This is a genomic window from Actinomadura miaoliensis (genome assembly GCF_039536785.1).
Lineage (GTDB): Bacteria > Actinomycetota > Actinomycetes > Streptosporangiales > Streptosporangiaceae > Spirillospora > Spirillospora miaoliensis.
The window spans coordinates 44,021-63,213 of sequence record NZ_BAAAZG010000006.1 but is presented as its reverse complement, the minus strand read 5'-3'; the positions used below and the strand labels follow the sequence as shown (position 1 = coordinate 63,213).

At 72.8% G+C, this 19,193-nt stretch carries 13 protein-coding genes; 11 read left to right on the top strand and 2 right to left on the bottom strand.

What is annotated here, in order from left to right:
- Both fxsT and ABD811_RS43905 read left to right on the top strand, forming a co-directional pair.
- On the top strand, positions 1–4,509 hold a 4,509-nt coding region (gene fxsT / locus ABD811_RS07820; RefSeq protein ID WP_344943054.1), incomplete at its 5' end, for an FxSxx-COOH system tetratricopeptide repeat protein.
- Positions 4,510–4,859: 350 nt separating this feature from the next.
- Complete coding sequence (locus ABD811_RS43905; RefSeq protein ID WP_360707219.1) at positions 4,860–5,078, top strand: DUF397 domain-containing protein; 219 nt, start codon at positions 4,860–4,862, stop codon at positions 5,076–5,078.
- A gap of 99 nt (positions 5,079–5,177) precedes the next feature.
- Here ABD811_RS43905 and ABD811_RS07815 read toward each other — a convergent pair whose 3' ends face one another.
- Positions 5,178–5,387 carry a DUF397 domain-containing protein gene (locus tag ABD811_RS07815; protein WP_344943051.1) on the bottom strand — a complete coding sequence of 70 codons (210 nt, stop codon included), beginning with the start codon at positions 5,385–5,387 and terminating at the stop codon, positions 5,178–5,180.
- 539 nt (positions 5,388–5,926) lie between these two features.
- On the opposite strand from ABD811_RS07815, the gene trpS reads away from it, so the two are divergent.
- From trpS to galT, 9 genes are all read left to right on the top strand, one after another.
- Positions 5,927–6,907, top strand: coding sequence for a tryptophan--tRNA ligase (trpS, locus tag ABD811_RS07810; protein ID WP_344943049.1), 981 nt, complete (start codon positions 5,927–5,929; stop codon positions 6,905–6,907).
- A gap of 96 nt (positions 6,908–7,003) precedes the next feature.
- Positions 7,004–8,647 (top strand): phytoene desaturase family protein, encoded by a 1,644-nt coding sequence (locus ABD811_RS07805; RefSeq protein WP_344943047.1) that lies wholly within the window; start codon positions 7,004–7,006, stop codon positions 8,645–8,647.
- 105 nt (positions 8,648–8,752) lie between these two features.
- Positions 8,753–10,306 carry a D-alanyl-D-alanine carboxypeptidase/D-alanyl-D-alanine endopeptidase gene (gene dacB, locus ABD811_RS07800; RefSeq protein ID WP_344943045.1) on the top strand — a complete coding sequence of 518 codons (1,554 nt, stop codon included), beginning with the start codon at positions 8,753–8,755 and terminating at the stop codon, positions 10,304–10,306.
- 124 nt (positions 10,307–10,430) lie between these two features.
- On the top strand, positions 10,431–11,132 hold the full coding sequence (locus ABD811_RS07795; RefSeq protein WP_344943043.1) for a sulfotransferase family protein: 702 nt from the start codon (positions 10,431–10,433) through the stop codon (positions 11,130–11,132).
- A gap of 215 nt (positions 11,133–11,347) precedes the next feature.
- Entirely contained in the window at positions 11,348–12,202 is an 855-nt protein-coding gene (locus ABD811_RS07790) for an SGNH/GDSL hydrolase family protein (protein ID WP_344943041.1), read from the top strand.
- Positions 12,203–12,310: 108 nt separating this feature from the next.
- The gene (locus tag ABD811_RS07785; RefSeq protein WP_344943039.1) at positions 12,311–12,877 is read left to right on the top strand and encodes a TIGR03086 family metal-binding protein; all 567 of its coding nucleotides are present in this window, start codon (positions 12,311–12,313) and stop codon (positions 12,875–12,877) included.
- A gap of 188 nt (positions 12,878–13,065) precedes the next feature.
- Positions 13,066–14,298, top strand: coding sequence for an alpha/beta hydrolase (locus tag ABD811_RS07780; protein WP_344943037.1), 1,233 nt, complete (start codon positions 13,066–13,068; stop codon positions 14,296–14,298).
- A gap of 5 nt (positions 14,299–14,303) precedes the next feature.
- Positions 14,304–14,723, top strand: coding sequence for a hypothetical protein (locus ABD811_RS07775; RefSeq protein ID WP_344943034.1), 420 nt, complete (start codon positions 14,304–14,306; stop codon positions 14,721–14,723).
- A 136-nt stretch (positions 14,724–14,859) separates the two neighbouring features.
- Positions 14,860–15,963, top strand: coding sequence for a galactose-1-phosphate uridylyltransferase (galT, locus tag ABD811_RS07770; protein WP_344943534.1), 1,104 nt, complete (start codon positions 14,860–14,862; stop codon positions 15,961–15,963).
- Here the strand turns inward: galT and ABD811_RS07765 are convergent.
- A complete protein-coding gene (locus ABD811_RS07765) occupies positions 15,934–19,170 on the bottom strand; it encodes an AfsR/SARP family transcriptional regulator (protein WP_344943032.1) in 3,237 nt (1,078 codons plus the stop codon). The two genes, galT and ABD811_RS07765, sit on opposite strands and share 30 nt — an antisense overlap.
- Between the last annotated feature and the right edge of the window lie 23 nt (positions 19,171–19,193).

Below are 19,193 nucleotides of genomic sequence, written 5' to 3'. Positions count from 1 at the left end.
GCCGCCTGCGCCCCGCCGTCCACGCGTCCCCCGGCGGGGGCGACGCCGCAGGGCGGGCGGCCCTCCGCCGCCGACGGCGACGGACGGCCCGCGGGCGGCGGGACCGGTCCCGGCACGGCGACGGACCGGCTCGGCGTCGACGGCGAGGCGCGCGCCCACGCGACGCGTCCACGCGAGGACCGCTCCGCCCGCGAGCGGACGGGCGTCCCGTCGTCGCTCAACGGCTTCACGTTCGGCGCCCCCGCCCCCGCGCGTCCCGCCCGGCCGGGCGAACGCGCCAACGGCGGCCACGTGCGCGTGCCCCGCCCCGGTGGGCTCCTCGGCGACGACCCGTTCGCCGGGGTGCATCCGCTGCCCGACCGGCGCCGCATCGAGCAGGCGCTGCGGCCGTTCCGCAAGCCGGTGCCGTCCCCGCACGGAGACCCGGAGCTGAACGACGAGGCGACGGCCGTCCGCGCCGTCCAGGACGACCTGTGGCTGCCCGAGACGCGCCCCGCCCTGGAGCGGTGGCTGGACCTCGACGTGATCGTCGACGACGGCCCGCTGTCCGCGCTCACCCGCCCGGTGGCCGACGCGTTCGTCGACTGCGTCGGCCGGGTCGGGGCGTTCCGCACCATCCGCACCTACCTGCTCGACACCGACCGGCCGGGCCTGGTGGAGCCGACGCTGCGGCTGGCGGGCCGCCCGTCCGTCACCCGTCCGGCGGCGGGGCTCATCGGACGGGGGCGGCGCGAACGCAGGCTCCTCGTCGTCCTCACGGACGGCGTCGGACGCGCATGGCATTCGGGCACCGCGCAGCGGCTGCTGGCCGGATGGGGGCGGCAGGTCCCGCTGGTCGTGATCAACCTGCTGGCCCGCCGCCAGTGGCGGCGCACCGGGCTCGTCACCCGTCCCGCCAGGCTGTACGCGTCCGCTCCGGCCGCGCCCAACCGCTTCTACCGGGTGCGCTACCCGTCCGCGCCGTCCGGCGGCCACCCCTCCCCACCCTCGGGCGACGGGGTGCCGGCCGCCGGAACACCGCCACGGTTCGCGGCCGGCCGGCCGGTACGCGACGAACCGTGGCCGCCGGTCGTCCACGACACGGCGGCGCCCGGCCCCTCCCACGTCCACATCCCGGTGATCGAGCTCAACCCCGGCCAGCTCGCCGGCTGGGCGCGTTTCGTGGCGGGGTCCCATGGCAGCTGGTTCGGCGCCGTGGCGGTGTGCGACACCCGCTCGGTCGGACAGCCCCCGTCCTGGCGTCCGGACGACGACGAGGACACCGGGACGCCGGCCGCGTCCGCGCCCGAGCTCGTCCGGCGTTTCCGCGCGGCGGTCAGCCCGGCCGTGTTCTCGCTGGCCGTGCATCTGGCGGCGGCGCCGCTGAACGCGCCCGTCATGCGGCTCGTCCAGCGGACGATGCTGCCGCGGTCGCGGCCCTCGGATCTGGCCGAGCTGGTCGGCAGCGGCCTGGTGCGCCGCGTCGGCACCGGCCGCGCCCCCGGCACCGAGGCGCCGGAGGAGGTCACGCTCGACTTCGTCCCCGGCGTCCGGGACGAGCTGCTGGCCAGCGGCCGCCGCTCCGACACCACGCAGGTCCTGCTCATGGTGGGACGGCATCTGGGTGATCGGGTGGCCGGGCTGCGCGACCTGATGGCCATGGTCACCGAGCCGGAGCGCGCGGACCCGCCGGAGATCAGCTCCGAGCTGGTGCCTTTCGCCGTACCGACGCTGCATGTGCTCCGCGCGCTGGCGGGCCCTTATCTCCGTGCCGCCAGAGAGCTCGAGTCCCGACTCCTCGGCTCGGCCCGGAGGAATGAGCCGCCTTCCACGACACAAAAAATTGATCAACGATCGGCGACGCCTCCACTGGACGCCAACGAAGCGGGTAGGAACGCCCCCATGCAGATGCAGACGCAGATGTTGGACGCCGCCGCGGACGGGGCCGTCGTCACCCGAGACATTCCCAAGCCTCCCCCACTTGGAGTCGGTGTGACCATTCGCAATATTCCTCAGGTGACTGACCGCAAGCCGTCCGACCCGCCCCCGGTATGGGGCAACGTTCCCCCGCAGAACATCAGTTTCACCGGACGTGAGGAACTGCTCGAACAGCTTCATCAGCGGCTTTCACAGGGCACCACGGCCGTGTTGCCGCAGGCGTTGCACGGAATGGGCGGCGTCGGCAAGTCGCAGATAGCCATCGAGTACGTGTACCGCCATACGGCGGATTACGACCTGATCTGGTGGGTCCGGTCCGAGCGCCCCGGGCAGATCCAGCAGGACCTCACCGAACTGGCCGCCGCGTTGAACCTGCCGGTGAGCCAGGAGGTCAACGTCGCGGTGCCGGCCGTGCGCGAGGCGCTGCGCCTCGGCCGCCCGTACCGCAACTGGCTCCTCATCTTCGACAACGCGGAGGAACTGGAGGACGTCCGGCAGTTCTTCCCCACCAACGGCCCCGGAAAGATTCTCGTCACGTCGCGGAACCAGGCGTGGACGAAGGTGGCCAATTCCCTTGAGGTCGATGTCTTCGCCCGCGAGGAGAGCAAGGCGCTGCTGCGCCTGCGCGGGCCGGAGCTCGACGACGCCGCGGCCGACGAACTGGCCGATGTCCTCGGCGACCTGCCGCTGGCCATCGCGCAGGCGGCCGTCTGGCTGGCCGAGACGGGAATGCCCGTCGACGAATATCTGCATCTGTTCAAGGAGAAGCACGAAAAGGCGACCGAACTGCTCCACGACGCGGCTCCGACGGCCTACGAACTGCCGGTCGCCGCGGCCTGGAACGTGTCGCTGGACCGTCTGCGCAGCAGCGAACCGGCCGCATTGCAACTGCTGCAGGTATGCGCCTTCTTCGCCCCCGAACCGATTTCTCTGCGGCTGCTGTCGGGCGCCCGCAACGTCGAGGGGCCGCCCGAACTGCTGGAGGCCCTGGGCGACCCCGTCCGGCTGGGCCGGGCGATCCGCGCCATCAACCAGTACGCCCTGGCCAAGATCAGCCACAAGCACAACACGATCCAGCTACACCGCCTGGTGCAGCGGGTGCTGGTCAGCCAGCTCGACCCGGACGAGGCCGCACTGCTGCGCCGGTGCGGCCACCAGCTCATGGCCAAGTTCGACCCCGAGGACCCGGTGCTGCCGACCAACTGGCAGCGGTACGCCGACCTGCTCCCCCACGTCCTCTACTCGCGCATCGTCGAGTCCGACGACGTCTGGGCGCGCCAGCTCGTCCTCAACGAGATCGACTTCCTCTTCCAGTGGGGCGACCACAAGGGCTTTCTGGAACTGGCCGAGGAGGCCGTCAACACCTGGACCCGGACGCTCGGCCCCGACCACGACCAGACCCTCGCCGCCGGGATCAAACTGGGTCTCGCGCTGCGGCTGGACGGCCGTTTCGAGGAGGCCTACCAGCACCACGTGCGCGTCTTCGAGACCCAGAAGCGCGCACACGGCACGGAGGACGAGCGGACCCTGGAGGCCCAGCAGTACGTCACCGCCGACCTGCGTTTCCTCGGGCAGTTCGGCCAGGCCCTGGAGCACGACCGGCACAACTACGAGACGCTGCGGCGCATGTACGGGCCCGAGGACCCGATGACGTTGCAGCAGGCCCACCTGTACGCCGTCAGCCTGCGGCTCAACGGCGACGCCCGGGGCGCCCTCGACCTCGACCGCGAGACCTACCGGCACCTGGTGACGATCTTCGGTGAGACGCACGGCAGGACCCTGTCCTCGCTGGCCGCGATCGCCGTGGACGAGATGGAGTGCGGCGACTACGAGACGGCGCGGGACCTGACCCGGCAGAACGTCGAGCGGCTGGAGACCCATTTCGGCAGCAGCTTCACCGGGCTGGCCGAGGCGATGAGCGCCCTGTCGGTCATGGAGCGCAAGGCCGGCGACCACGAGCGGGCGTTCGAACTGTCCACCGAGGCGATCGAGCGCTACCAGGCCCGCTACGGTCCCTCCCACCCGGGGCGCATCTCCGCCACGCTCAACCACTCGGTCAATCTCCGCCAGGTCGGCAGGCTGGAGGAATCCATCAAGCTGGCCCGCGAGACCGGACAGGACTTCCTGCGCACGTTCGGGCCCGATCACCCCAACACCGCGTCCGCCGACGTCAACCTGGCCGTGGCGCTGCGGCTGAACGGCCAGGCCGAAGAGGCCCGCAGGCTCGACGAGGCCGCTCTCGAGGTGCTGAGCCGGGTGCTGGGCCGCGACCACCCGCGCGCCATCGTGTGCGCGATCAATCTGGCCAGCGACCACTACGCCCTCGGAAACTGCCAGGAGGCGCTGGAAAGGGACCGGGCGGTCCTCGAAGTGGCTCAGCGTGTGCTGGGCGAATTGCACCCGACCGCGCTGGCCTGCGAGTTCAACCTCGCGCTCGATTTGCAGGCCCTGGGCGAGGAGCAGGAGGCCGCCGCCCGTTCCGCCCGCACCATCGACAGCCTGCGCAGGGTGCACGGCCCCAAACACCCGGCGACGCTGTCCGCGCAGCAGGGAAAGCGCGCCGACTGCGATATCTATCCCATCCCTGTGTAACCGGCGGGACGTGCAAGTACGGCGAGGATCGGAGTCCATCGAGGCGAGCCCTGACCCACAGGTGTTTCGATCTCATGCGCGCGGGGTAAGGTAGCTTGATCAGCGGGTCAACGCTTTTCCCTTACTCCGCCCGCACGCTCCCCCATCCCCTGTCCACCATCTGGACACGACCGGACATCGCGCGTATAGTAAATATGTACCGTAGTGTCTGAAATTTCAGGCTCTTCCTTTCGACAATCAGCGGCAGACAGGAGCGCGTCACAGGCGGCCGATCGTCGGTGAGCCTCATCACGGACAGCGCCGTCCCTCATCTACGAACGCCGCAATGCTCCCGAGGAGCGGAAGAGGTAATGGTCGGCCAAGGGGAGTGGAACGAAGCGTCGTGGCGCAAAAGCGTTAGATCCGGCAGCCACGAATCCGCCGGAGGCTGCGTTTGCGTTGCCGTGATCGGCTCGTGGGGCGCGATTCGGGACAGCAAGGATCCGGAGCCCAGGACGATCGTGATGCCCAAACCGGCGTTGCGCAGGCTCTTTGAGGAGGTCAAACGGGGGCGGCTGGATCTGCACTGAGCGCTGGTCCGCGGCGACCGCCGGCGGGGCCGTCACGAGGACCAGCCGGATGGGGGCGCGCGGCGGTGCCGGAACGCGCCCCCGGTGCCGTCGGCGGCGTCAGCCCGCGAAGGCGTCGTTCTTGATGGAGCCGATGAAGCCGCGCCAGGCCGCGACCGACATCGACAGCCGCGGACCGTCCGGGTCCTTGGAGTCGCGGATCGCACGGGCACCGTCGACGGCCGCGACCTCGACGCACACGGCGAGGTTCGGGTCGCTGCTGTAACTGCTCTTCCTCCAGACGGTCGGAGAAACGCGCGAGTCAGTCATTTTTCACGCTCCTGTGATCGGTGTCGACAGGTGGTCCGTGTTCGGACCGTAAGGCGGGTGCCCACTGTCAACGTACCCAGTCAGCCCCGCAGGCAAATGGACATCACCACCTCTTGGCAGCGATATTTGACTCCCCGTCCCCGTCATACAATCCGGCATCGATAAGCATTTATGCGGATATCTTGCCATGGCACTTCTCGCAGCTCATCGGGCCTCTGCCGCGACCGCATCGATCCGCCTTATCGAGCTACGACCAGGCTTGCCGTGGAAGGTCTTCTCGTCCACCACGGGAATGGGCGCACAATTCTGCGGCCCGATGGTCGGCATTCAGAATATCTGTGGGCATGGAGGTCGGGTGGTACCATGACCGGCATGCGGATGGGTTCCTGTCGTCTCGGCTGGTGGCGCCCCTGAGGGGGCGGCACTGACCCATTCGCGTGTTCTGACCACACGGCCGCCCTGTTCGGGCGGCCGTCGCGTGTGTCCGCGTCCGGTGGCCAGGCCAGGGCGGCCCCGACCTCCACGGGAGCCATCGGACGATGCCACGACGTCTCACCGGGTTCACCCCGTCGGGTGACCTGCACTTCGGCAACTACATCGGCGCCATCGCGCCCATCGTCTCCGCGCAGGCGGACACGGACACGGTGGTGTTCATCTCCGACCTGCACGCGCTGACGCTGGAGCACGACCCGGCGCAGGTGCGGCGGCGGACGCTGGAGTTCGCGACCCTGCTGCTGGCCGCGGGCGCCGACCCCGACACGTGCCTGTTCCTCGTCCAGTCCCACGTCCCGCAGCACACCGAACTGCACTACCTGCTGGAGTGCGCCACGGGCTTCGGCGAGGCCCAGCGCATGATCCAGTTCAGGGAGAAGTCGCGACGCGGCGGGCGCGTCCGGGTCTCGCTGCTGACCTATCCGATCCTGATGGCGGCCGACATCCTGCTCTACGACACCGACGAGGTGCCGGTCGGGGAGGACCAGAACCAGCATCTCGAACTGGCCCGCGACGTGGCCGAGCGGTTCAACGCCCGGTACGGGCCCACGTTCACGGTCCCCAAGGCCGTCACGCCGCCGGTCGCCGCGCGCGTCATGGACCTGGCCACGCCCGGCGAGAAGATGAGCAAGTCCGCCGCGTCCCCGGCGGGCGCGCTGCGGCTGCTGGACGAACCTCGGGTGCTGCGGCGCAAGGTGATGCGGGCGGTGACCGACGCCGGCACCGACGTGACGTACGACCCCGAGCACAAGCCGGGCGTGTCCAACCTGCTGACGATCCTGGCCGCGTGCACCGGCGACACCCCGCAGCGGGTGGCCGGACGCTTCGACCGCTACGGGGAACTGAAGGAGGCGGTCGCCGACGCGGTCGTCGCCACGCTCGCCCCCGTCCGGGAGCGCTATCTGGAACTCGCCGACGACCCCGAGTACGTACGGGCCGCGCTGCGCAAGGGTGCCGAACGGGCGCGGGAGCTGGCGAGTGAGAGGATCCGAACGGCGAAGGCGGCCATCGGCCTGCTCCCGCCCTGAACACGGCGGGTGGGCGACGGTGGGCGACCACACCGCCGTGGGCAGGCCGGTGGTCCGCGTCCGATAGTCGGCGCGGCTGAGGGTAAAGCGCGGGGCATGAGCGACGCCGTAGTGATCGGAAGCGGGCCGAACGGGCTGGTGGCGGCCAACGTGCTGGCCGACGCGGGCTGGTCGGTGGACGTCCTGGAGGCGCAGCCCGAGCCGGGCGGCGGCGTGCGCAGCGACCGCGGCGCGCACCCCGACTTCGTCAGCGACGTGTGCAGCGCGTTCTATCCGATGGGCGTGGCGTCCCCCGTCATGCGCGCCCTGTCGCTGGAGCGGTACGGGCTGCGGTGGCGGCACGCCCCGGCCGTCCTGGCGCACCCGCTGCCCGGCGGACGCTGCGCCGTGCTGGAACGCGACGTCCACCGCACCGCCGAATCGCTGGAGGAGCTGGGCGCGGGCGACGGGGAGGCGTGGACGCGGCTCTACCGGCGCTGGGAGCACATCGGCGACGACCTGCTCGCGGCGCTGTTCGGGCCGTTCCCGCCGCTGCGGGCGGGTGCGTCGATGGCGGCGCGGCTGCGGGCGGCGGGAATGCTGCGGATGGTGCGCTTCCTGCTGTCGCCGGTGCGGCGGGCCGGCGAGGAGGAGTTCTCCGGGCCCGGCGGGCGGCTGCTGCTGGCCGGGTCGGCGCTGCACACCGACCTGTCCCCCGAGTCGACAGGCGGCACCGCGTTCGGCTGGCTGCTGACGATGATCGGGCAGCAGTACGGGTGGCCGGTGCCGGAGGGCGGCGCGGGCGAGCTGACGGGGGCGCTGGTGCGCCGGCTGGAGGCGCGGGGCGGACGTGTCCACTGCGACACCCCGGTCACCTCGGTCGTCGTGGCCGGTGGGCGCGCGGCGGGGGTGCGCACCGCGTGCGGCGAGACGGTACGGGCGGGCAGGGCCGTCCTCGCCGACGTCTCGGCGCCCGCCCTGTACGGAGGGCTCGTCGGCTGGGAGCATCTGCCGTCCGCGTTGCGCGCCGACATGCGCCGCTTCCAGTGGGACCTCGCGACGTTCAAGGTGGACTGGGCGTTGTCCGGCCCGATCCCGTGGTCGTCCCCGGGGGCCGCACGCGCCGGCACGGTGCACCTGGCGTCGGGGATGGACGCGCTGACCGGCTACTGCGCGGACCTGGCCACCGGCAGGGTGCCCGGCGAGCCGTTCATGCTGCTGGGGCAGATGTCCACGGCCGACCCGACGCGCTCGCCGTCGGGGACGGAGTCGGTGTGGGCGTACACGCATGTGCCCCAGCGCGTGACGGGTGACGCGGGCCCCGACGGGATCACCGGCGTCTGGGACGAACGCGAGAGCACGGCCATGGCCGACCGGATGGAACGGCTCATCGAGCGGTACGCGCCGGGCTTCCGCGAACGGGTCGTCGACCGCCGCGTCATCGATCCGCCCGCGTTCCAGCGGCACAACGCCAATCTGCGCAACGGCGCGCTGAACGGCGGGACGAGCGCGCCGCACCAGCAGCTGGTTTTCCGGCCGGTGCCCGGCGGGCTGGGCCGTCCGGAGACGCCGGTGCCCGGGCTGTACCTGGCGTCGGCGTCGGCGCATCCGGGGGGCGGGGTGCACGGCGCCTGCGGCGCCAACGCCGCCCGTGCCGCGCTGCGCGCGGACGGGCCGCTGGGGCGTCTGGTCGTCCGCCCGGCACTGGCCGCACTGCGACGCGGCGCCCACAGGAATTCGGGGACGCGCGGCCCGACGTGACGTGGTCGGAGTGCGCGGATTCCGGCCCGGTCGAACAGTCGGCTGATCGACGAGAGCCATTCCGATTCGCCGGACTTATCGGAGATGGCTGTCTACGCTCGCCTCATGCGTAGACGAATCGCCGGCGTGCTCGGCGTCCTGCTCGCGGTGGGTCTGGCCACCGCGCCCGCGGCGGCGCTGGCCGAGCCGAGGCAGGCGGTCCCGGCCCCGGCCCCGGCCGGTGACCTGCGGGCCGACCTCGACGCGATCCTGGCCGACCCCCGCCTCGCCGACGCCGATGTCGGCGTGCTGGTCAGCGATGCCAGGACCGGCGCCGTACGGTACGCGCGCGGTGCCGACACCGCCCTGCTCCCCGCCTCCAACCAGAAGATCAACACCTCGACCGCCGCGCTTTCCCTGCTCGGCCCCGGCTACCGGTTCCGGACGAGCGTGCTCGCCGCGAAGGTGAACGGGTCCACGATCACCGGGAACCTGTATCTGAAGGGCACCGGCGATCCCACGATGCGGGCCGCCGAGTACGACGCGCTCGCCGCCCGGGTGGCCGCGCGCGGCGTCACTCGCGTCACCGGCGACCTGGTCGCCGACGACACCTGGTTCGACGCCGTCCGCACCCCGGCGCACTGGGACCCCACCGACCTGCAGTACGCCTACGCCGGGCCGATCTCGGCGCTGACCGTCTCACCGAACGACGCCTACGACGCGGGCTCGGTCAAGGTGTCGGTCACCCCCGGCGCGCGGGGCGAGCCGGTCGGCGTGGCGCTCACCCCGCCCACCGACGCGGTGAAGGTCGACAACCGGGCCGTCACGGGTCCGGCGGGTTCGGCGTCCACGCTGTCGGTCGAACGGGCCAACGGCAGCGACACCATCGTGGTCCGCGGCTCGTACCCGGAGGGCGGGACGCGGTACGAGACGCTGCGCACCGTCCCGGAGCCGACCCTGTACGCCGCCGACGTCTTCCGCGACGCGCTGGCCGACCACGGCGTCACGGTCGACGGCACGGTCCGGCGCGGCGCGACCCCGGCCCGGGCCGTCCGGCTGGCCGACCGCGTCTCCATGCCGCTGTCGCAGCTGACCACCCCGTTCCTCAAGCTCAGCAACAACGTGATCGCCGAGATCCTGGTGAAGTCGATCGGCCGCAAGGCCAGGGGGAAGGGCACCTGGGAGGCGGGCCTGCCGGTGATCGAGCGGTACGTGCGGAGCCTGGGCGTGCCCGCCGGCCGGCTGGAGATGGCCGACGGGTCGGGGCTGTCGCGGCTCAACCGGTCGGCTCCCCGCGACATCACCACCGTGCTGCGCCGCGTCCAGACCAGGACGTGGTACCCCGCCTGGTACCGGGCGCTGCCGGTCGCCGGGGACCCGGACCCGCTGGTCGGCGGGACGCTGGCGAGCCGGATGCGCGGCACCCCCGCCGCCGGGAACGTGCACGCCAAGACCGGCACGCTGACCGGCGTGACGGCACTGTCCGGATACGTCCGTGAGCCGTCCGGACGCCGGCTCGTCTTCTCGGTGATGTTCAACGGGTACGCGGGCGGCGCGCCCAAGGACATCGAGGACAAGATCGCCGTCCGGCTGGCGGGCGGGAGCGTCCGCAGCGTCATGGTCCAGGCCGACCACGGCGCGGACATCCGGCTCGAGTGCTCCTGGACCGGATCCTGCTGATCTTTTCTTGACCCTTCCGTGGACCGCCGCGCCGTTCTGGGCACAGACCTAGGCGGGTGCCGGTCGTTCCCGCCACAGCGCCCCGGAGCGGCGCGGCCGGTGCCACGAAAGGAGACGCAGGACGATGATGCGCGTCATCGGCGCGGGTTTCCCGCGCACCGGCACGGCGTCCATGAAGGCCGCGCTGGAACGGCTGGGCTTCGGGCCCTGCTACCACATGTTCGAGGTCATGACCCATCCCGACCACGTCGACCGGTGGCTGTCGGCCGCGTCCGGCGCGACGCCGGACTGGGACCGGGTGATGGCGGGCTACGACTCGTGCCAGGACTGGCCCGCCAGCTTCTTCTGGAAGGAGCTCGCCGAGACATACCCGCAGGCCAAGGTGGTGCTGACCGTCCGCGACCCGCAGCGCTGGTACACCAGCTTCCGGTGGCTCAGCTCGCAGGCCGCGTTCCGCCAGATCGACCCAGAGGAGGCACCCGAGGCCGTGCGGCCGTCCCTGGAGGGCATGCGGCGGATGCGGCCGCTGCTGGAACGGTTCGGCCGGGAGACCTTCGACGGCTGGCAATTCGGTACGGACCTGTCCGAGGCCGTGGCCCTGGACGGCTTCCACCGGCACGTCGCGAGGGTCCGTGAGACGATCCCCGCCGACCGGCTGCTGGTCTTCGACGTGCGCGAGGGATGGGAACCGCTGTGCCGGTTCCTGGACGTCGACGTGCCCGACATCCCGTTCCCGCACCTGAACGAACGGGACGTCATGGAGGGCATGTTCCAGCGAATGGTGCGCGAGGGCCGCCTGCCCGCGCCCTTCACGACCGGCTCCTAGCCGATCAGCGGCGTCCGGGCCGCTTTCGTCCGGCCGCGTCGCGCAGCTCCCTCGGGAATTGCGCGGCGCGGCCGGTTCTGCCCATCGCGGGGCGCATTCTTTGTGTTTATTGACAAAGCTACCCGCAAGTATTGTTCGGCGGGGCACAAGCGCTCACTCTCGAATCAGCGCTGCACGTCACGCGCTCGCGTCCCACCCCTGTGCGGAGGTGCCCCGTGGCCCCGTCCCCCCGTCTCCGTCGATCGCTGCTGTTCCTCCTCGCGCTGCCCGCGACGATCGCGGCCCTCGTCCTCGGGCTGCTGTCCGTTCCCGCCTGGGCGGCACCGATCCCCGACCGGATCGCCTCCCTGGGCGACTCGATCACCCGCGGGTTCAACGCCTGCGGCTGGTACGTCGACTGCCCGAGCCGTTCCTGGTCGACGGGCTCCACCACCGCCGTCAACAGCCACTACCTGAGGCTGCGGGCCCAGAACGCCTCGCTCGCCGCCTACAACGACGCCGCGACGGGGGCGAAGGTCGCCGCCCTCAACGGCCAGGCGCAGACCGCCGTCTCGCAGGGCGCCGACTACGTCACGATCCTGATCGGCGCCAACGACGTGTGCACCGGCTCCGAGTCGACCATGACGTCGGTCGCCGACTTCGAGACCCGCTTCCGCGCCGCCATGACGACGCTGCGCAACGGCCTGCCCGACGCGCAGATCTTCGTCGCCAGCATCCCCGACATCCGGCGGCTGTGGCAGGTCGGCAAGGACAACGGCACCGCGCGCACCGCGTGGTCGGCGTTCGGCATCTGCCAGTCCATGCTGGCCAACCCCACGTCCACGGCCGCCGCGGACGTGGCCCGGCGTGACCGCGTGCGGCAGCGCAACATCGCGTTCAACACCGTCCTGGCCGACGTGTGCGGCCAGTACGCCAACTGCAGGTTCGACGGCAACGCCGTCTTCAACTACCCGTTCGCCCTGTCGCACGTGAGCGGCTGGGACTACTTCCACCCGAACGAGTCCGGCCAGGCCGTCCTCGCGGCCGAGACCTACAAGGCCGGCTTCTGGTCCGCCGCCGCGAAGGGCTGACCGCGCCGCCCACGGGACGCCATCGGAGCCCGCTCCGGTGGCGTCCTCGTGCGCGCGTGCCATGCTGGACGGAGGGGCACACAGCGGGACCATCGGGGGAGGTCCGCCATGACCGCCATCACCGACCACTTCCGTCACGCCGTGGACGACATGACCGCCCGCGTGCACGGCGTAGGCGACGACCAGTGGCACCGGCCCACGCCGTGCGCCGACTGGGACGTCCGCGAGCTGGTCAACCACGTCACCGTCGAGAATCTGTGGGTGCCGCCGCTGCTGGCGGGGCTGGCCGTCGCGGACCTGGGCGACGTCCTGGCCGGCGACGTGCTCGGCGCCGATCCCGTCGCGGCCTGGGACGCCGCCGCGCACAAGGCCGTCGACGCGTTCGCCGCCCCGAGCGCCGCCGACCGCACCGTCCACCTGTCGTTCGGGGACGTCCCGGGCGCCGAGTACGCCGGCGAGCTGGTGGCCGACATGGTCATCCACTCCTGGGACGTGGCGCACGCGACCGGCGGGGACGAGCGGCTGGATCCGGAGCTGGTGGACGTCGTCGCCGCGTGGTTCGCCGGCAACGAGGAGGCCTACCGGTCCGGCGGGCTGATCGGCCCGCACCTGCCGACCCGGCCGGGCGCCGACCGGCAGACCCGCCTGCTGGCCGCCTTCGGCCGCCAGGGCTGAAGCCCCTGCCGAACCGCCGGTCATCGCCTTCCGCACGCATAACCGCCTGCGCAGATGTTCACCGGCAACGTCGCGGGAACACGCAGTCACAGGAATCCCCGATAACAGATCCCTGACGATCGTCCGAGAAATCCTCGTCAACATCTGAACTGATCAGTAATATTCGGGCGACACGATGGGAGGGTGCCGTGCGCAAGCGAACGGACCGGCTGATCGCCATCGGGAGCCTCACCGCGGTCGCCGTGGTACCGACGATCCTCGTGCTGGGCCCGTGGGGCGGCGACGAGAAGGCCGGGGCGCGCGGCTTCACCGGGCCCACCCCCGTCGCGGACGCGGGCACCGGGCTGCCGGGGCCGGCCTCGTCGCCGACCCCCAGCGCGAGCCGGACCGGCGGCGGTCCCCCCGAGCGCCCGGCCGCGGGGCGCGTGCTGCCGTTCCCCACGCTGTCCTCGACGCCGTCGCCGGGTTCGTCCCGGGGCGGCGGTGGCGGCGGTACGGGCTCGGGAGGCGGCTCCCGCCGCACGGCCGACGACGGCGCGAAGATCACCAATGTGAAGTGGCGGGGCAAGCGGCAGGCGGACGTCACCGTCCAGTCCCCCGCGCTCGGCACCTCGCACAAGGTGCGCGTGCTGGTGCCCAGGACGTGGAAGTCCTCCTCCACCCGCTCCTGGCCGGTCGTGTACGCCTTCCACGGCGGCAACGACACCTACGTCTCCTGGACCCGCAGCACCGACATCGAGCAGTACGCCGCCGCCTACGACGTCATGGTGGTGATGCCCGAGGGGCGCAACGGCTCCTACACCGACTGGTACAACTACGGCCGCGGCGGCATCCCCAAGTGGGAGACCTTCCACATGCTGGAAGTGCGGCAGCTGATGGAGCGCAACTTCCACGCGGGCGCGTCGCGCGCCGTCATGGGCATCTCCTCGGGGGCGCAGGGCGCGGTCACCTACGCCGCGCGTTACCCGGGCATGTTCCGGTACGCGGCCGCCTACAGCGGTGTGCTGTCGATGCTGTCGCCGGGCATCCCCGCGCTGCTGCTCTACATCAACTCCGGCAACGGCAACGGCTCACCGGAGCGGATCTGGGGCGACCCGGTGCGCAACCGTTCCAACTGGGCCGCGCACGACCCGACCTCCCTGGCGGCACGGCTGCGCGGCACATCGGTGTACGTGTCGTCCGGCAACGGGCAGGAGGGGCCGCTCGACAAGCCCGGCAAGGCGCCGTGGGACATCGGCTACCTTAGCGAGACCCAGGTCGAGCGCGCCTCCAAGGACTTCGCGCGGCGGGCCCGCTCGGTCGGCGTCTCCGTCTCGACCAACTTCTACGGGCCCGGGTCGCACAGCTGGCCGTACTGGCAGCGCGAGATGCACCGTACGTGGCCCGGCATGATGCGCGCCATCGGCGCCCGGAAGTTCTGACGGGTATGGCTCCCACCCGCTGCGACTGCGACCGGCCCAGGCTGACGGTCGTGCTGTCGCTGGCCGAACGCGGCGTCCCCCATGGTTCGGCCGGGCACGACATCATCTACGACTACACCCGCGTCAGCGAGTGCTCCGAGTGCGGCGGCGGCGTGGTCGAACACTTCTCCCACGACTGCTGGGACATCGGCGACCACGCCGACTACGACAAGTACTGGTGGTGGCGTGTCGACATGGACGCCATCAGGGAACTGGTGCGCGCGTGCCCGGCGCCGCTCGACCCGGGCTGCGGCTGCCCCGTGCACCAGGGGCTCGGCGCCGGCTCCCCGAATCCGCTGCCGCCCTCGGCGGAGACGCCCTACGACGACGTCACTGTCCCCCGCGCCGGCGTGCGCGTGGTCGACGGCGTACCCCGGTGGGCGTGAGACACCCGAGGAGGGTGCCCGGGTCCGGGTGAAAGGCCGGTACGGTCGAGATCGTCGATCCGAGGGAGCCGACACGCGGGCGCCGACGACCACCACGGGAGAGCCTGGGGCGATGACCGACACCACAGCGGGCGGGGTGAGCCGTACCGTCACCCGGCTGGCCGACGGCCGTGAGCTGATCTACTTCGACGAGGGGCCGGCCGCCGCGCCGCGCCCGCCCGACACCCGCCCGCTGCCGCCGTCGCGCCCGTCGGTGGAGCTGCGGCACGACGTGCTGCACGACGAGTGGGTGACCGTCACCACGCACCGCAACACCCGCACGTTCCTGCCGGACGCGGCCGCCTGCCCGCTGTGCCCGAGCCGGGACGGGCGCAGGTCGGAGATCCCGGCCGACGACTACGACGTGGTCGTCTTCGAGAACCGGTTCCCCTCGTTCGCCGCCTCGCCGGAGGCCGCCTCGCCCGAGACACGGCCGTCCCCCGTGGACGGCGAGCCGCTGTTCGCCCGCCGCCCCGGCGACGGGCGCTGCGAGGTGGTGTGCTTCTCCAGCGACCACACCGCGTCCCTGGGGTCGCTGCCGCCGCGCCGGATCCGCACGGTGATCGAGGCGTGGGCCGACCGCACCGCCGAGCTGTCCGCGCTGCCGGGCGTCCAGCAGGTCTTCTGCTTCGAGAACCGGGGCGAGGAGATCGGGGTGACGCTGCACCACCCGCACGGGCAGATCTACGCCTACCCGTTCGTCCCGCCGCGTTCGCGGCAGGTGCTGGCGTCCCTGGAGCGGGCCGCGGGCCGGGACCTGTTCGGCGAGGTGCTGGCGGCCGAGCGGCGCGCGGGCACCCGGATCGTGGTGGACGGCGAGCACTGGACGGCGTTCGTCCCCGCCGCCGCCCGCTGGCCCGTGCAGCTGCACCTGTACCCGCGGCGCCACGTGGCCGGCTTCCCCGGGCTGGACGAGGACGAACGCGCCGAGCTGGCCGAGCTGTACCCGGCGTTGCTGCGGGCGTGCGACGCGTACTACGACGACGACGCGCCCCTGCCGTACGTGGCCGGATGGCACCAGGCCCCCCGCGGGGCCCACGACACCTACCGCCTGCACCTGCAACTGTTCTCGATCCGCCGCGCGCCGGGCCGGCTGAAGTTCCTCGCCGGGTCGGAGTCGGGCATGGCCGCGTGGATCAACGACGTGGCCCCCGAGCAGGTCGCCGAACGCCTACGCGAGGTCGTCCACAAGGACGGCTGAGCGTTCGGCCGCCAGGACCGAGCGGACGAACTCGTCCGCGTCGCGGGCGGCGCGGTCGTGTTCGGCCATGAACGCCTCCTCCGTGAGGGCCCGCCGCAGGGCCGCGGCGACGCCTTCGATGTCGGCGCGTTCGGCCGGGCCTGGGCGCATCCCCTTCCTGCGGCGGATTTCCGCGGCGGCGCCCAGGCAGCGGGCCGCTTCCAGGTGGTCGCCTGCGAGGACCAGCGCGGCGGCCATGCCTTCCAAGGAGAAGACCGTGTCCCTGGGCCCCTGGTAACGAACCGCATAGCCGAGGGCGTCACGGTGGTGGGTCATGGCGGTTTCGGCGTCACCCCGCCGTTCCGCCACACGGCCGAGGCCGATGAGCACTATGGGCAGGTACAGAGGCGTTTCCACGTGCTCGGCGTTGAGCAGCGCGCGCAGGTGCGTTTCGGCCTCGTCCAGCGCCCCCTCCCGGTAGGCGGTGTATCCCAGCACCAGCGAACCGAGCGTGAAGGCCGCGAAGCCGTGCTCCACCGCCATGTCCAGGGAGCGTTCACCGTATCGCCGCGCCTGGACGAGGTCGTCGCGCATCACGGCGATCCACCCGAGCCAGCCCAGGCGCCCGACGACATCGGGCCACAGGTGCAGTTCCTCGGCCAGCCGCAGGCTGTCGCGCAGCAGCCGGTCCGCGCGGTCGTAGTCGCCGGTGAGGTCCGCCAGGCCGCCCAGCCACTCGGCCGCCTGCAACTGCCCCCAGCGATCACCCAGTTCACCGAAGATCCGTGCCGCCCGTCCGGCCAGCCCCTCCAGCCGGGCCGGTTCGCCGCGCGAGTGCGCCTGCTTGGCCCGGACGATCAGGACGGCGCCCTCCCCCCAGCGGTCCCCGGTGGCGGCGAAACCCTCCTGGGCGCGGTCGAGCAGCGCGTCGTCGAAGGAGCGGTCGGCCTCCTCGCTGCCGGTGAACGCCAGGAACCACCGCGCGTGCGCCAGGCCGCCCGGATCGTCCACCTGGTCGAACAGCCGCAGCGCCGCCCGCCGGTCGGCGTCCTTGGCGGCGCCCTGCAGCTGCGCGAGCCCGACGCTCCACGCCGTCGCCCGCGCGTACGGCACGCTGACGCGCTCGTCCAGCGCCAGTGCCGCGTCCAGGCAGCGGCGGGCCTCGGTGAGCCGTCCGCGCAGCATCCAGTACCAGGCCAGCGCGTTCACCAGCCGCAGCGCGGCGTCGGCGTCGCGGTCGGCCACCGCGCCGTCGAACGCGGCGCGCAGGTTGGCGGTCTCGGCGTCCAGCAGCCGCAGCCACCGCGCCTGGTCGTCGCCGCGCAGCCCCGGCGCGGCGCGTTCGGCCAGCTCGACGTAGTGGCGCCGGTGCGCGCGGCGGACCGCCTCGTGCTCGCCGGCCTCGGCCAGCCGGTCGGCGCAGTAGGCCGCCACCGACTCCAGCAGGCGGTAGCGGGGGCCGTCGCCGCCGCGTTCGGTCATGACGACCAGGGACCGGTCCACCAGCCGGATCAGCAGGTCGAGCACGTCGGCGGCGGGCACGTCCGCCCCCGCGCACACCGCCTCGGCCGCCTCCGGCGAGCAGCCGTCGGCGTGCACGGACAGGCGGCGCAGCACCGCCCGCTCCGGCTCGGCGAGCAGGTCCCAGCTCCAGTCGATCATCGCCATGAGCGTCTGCTGGCGGGGCGGGGCGCCGCGGTGGCCGGTGGCCAGCAGCCGGAACCGGTCGTCCAGGCGCGCCACCAGCCCGTGCACGCCGAGGGCCCGCACCCGGGTGGCCGCCAGTTCCAGCGCCAGCGGGATGCCGTCCAGCCGGCGGCACAGCACGCCGACCGCCGCCGCGTTCCCCTCGTCCAGCCGGAACCCGCGCGCCGCGGCCGACGCCCGGGCGGCGAACAGCCGTACCGCGTCGCACCGCGCCACCTCGGCGGGGTCGGCGTCCCGGGCGGGCACGCCCAGCGGGGGAACGCTCCACACGACCTCACCGGCCACGGCGAGCGGTTCGCGGCTCGTCGCCAGGATCCGCAGCCCGGGGACGGCGCGCAGCAGCCGGTCGGCCAGTTCCGCGGCCTCCTCCACGACGTGCTCGCAGTTGTCCAGGACGAGCAGCATCCGCCGGGCCCGCAGCGCGCAGGCGAGACGTTCGACGGGCGTGCCCGGCCCCGGCGAGTCGCGGATGTCCAGCGCCGCCGTCACCACGTCGGTGAGCGGGTCGAGGGCGGCGCCGGCGGACTGCGCCGGGTCCGACGCGGCCCGGCCCGGGTCGAACGCGGCCAGCTCCACCAGCCACGCGCCGTCGGGGAACGCTTCGGCCGCCCCGCTCGCCACGGCCAGCGCCAGCCGCGTCTTGCCGACCCCGCCGGGCCCGGTCAGCGTGACCAGCCGGTCGCCGCGCAGCCGGTCCCCGATCTCCGCGACGGCCGCGTCCCGCCCGATCAGCTCCGACGCCGCGGCGGGCAGGTTGCCCCGGGGCGGGCCGCCGAGGGAGGGGTCCTGGGTCAGGATCGACCGTTGCAGCGCGACCAGCTCGGCCCCCGGGTCGAGCCCCAGCTCCTCGGCCAGCCGGGTGCGCAGCGACTCGAAGCTCTCCAGCGCCTCGTGCTGCCGCCCGGCCCGGTACAGGGCCCGCATGTGGAGGGCGCGCAGCCGCTCCCGCAGCGGGTGGACGGCCACCAGGTCCCCCAGCTCGGCGGCCAGCCCGGCGTCGTCGCCCAGCGCCAGCCGCGCCTCGGCGTGATCCTCCTGCGCGGCCAGCCGCAGCTCCTCCAGCCGGACGACCGTCGGCTGCGCGAACGGCTCGTCGGCGAAGTCGGCCAGCGCGGGGCCGCGCCACAGCGCCAGCGCGTCCCGCAGCAGCTCCGCCCGGGCCGCGGGGTCGCCGGTCCGCCGCGCCCGGTCGATCAGGTCCTGGAACCGCACCGCGTCCAGCCCGTCCGCGCCCACGTCCACGGCGTAACCGGCGGGACGGGTCGCCACCAGCCCGCGGCCGCCGGGCTGCGCGTCCTCCAGCACCCGCCGCAGCTGGGACACCTTCACCGCCAGCGCGGCCGCCGGATTGCCCGGCGGCCGCTCGCCCCACAGGTCGTCGATCAGACGGTCGGCGGGCACCGGGCGTCCCTCGTGCACCAGCAGGTCGGCCAGAAGCGCGCGGACCTTCACCCCGGGCACCGCGACCGGCGAACCCTCGTCGGTCCACACCGCCAGGGGCCCCAGCACCCCGAAACGCATGAGCGCACGATAGCGGCCCAGAC

Coding starts and splice junctions, on each gene's coding strand:
- trpS (WP_344943049.1), top strand. CDS start 5,927: ATGCCACGACGTCTCACCGGGTTCACCCCGTCGGGTGACCTGCACTTC.
- ABD811_RS07815 (WP_344943051.1), bottom strand. CDS start 5,387: ATGACTGACTCGCGCGTTTCTCCGACCGTCTGGAGGAAGAGCAGTTAC.
- ABD811_RS07785 (WP_344943039.1), top strand. CDS start 12,311: ATGACCGCCATCACCGACCACTTCCGTCACGCCGTGGACGACATGACC.
- ABD811_RS07775 (WP_344943034.1), top strand. CDS start 14,304: ATGGCTCCCACCCGCTGCGACTGCGACCGGCCCAGGCTGACGGTCGTG.
- dacB (WP_344943045.1), top strand. CDS start 8,753: ATGCGTAGACGAATCGCCGGCGTGCTCGGCGTCCTGCTCGCGGTGGGT.
- ABD811_RS07765 (WP_344943032.1), bottom strand. CDS start 19,170: ATGCGTTTCGGGGTGCTGGGGCCCCTGGCGGTGTGGACCGACGAGGGT.
- ABD811_RS43905 (WP_360707219.1), top strand. CDS start 4,860: ATGGTCGGCCAAGGGGAGTGGAACGAAGCGTCGTGGCGCAAAAGCGTT.
- ABD811_RS07795 (WP_344943043.1), top strand. CDS start 10,431: ATGATGCGCGTCATCGGCGCGGGTTTCCCGCGCACCGGCACGGCGTCC.
- ABD811_RS07805 (WP_344943047.1), top strand. CDS start 7,004: ATGAGCGACGCCGTAGTGATCGGAAGCGGGCCGAACGGGCTGGTGGCG.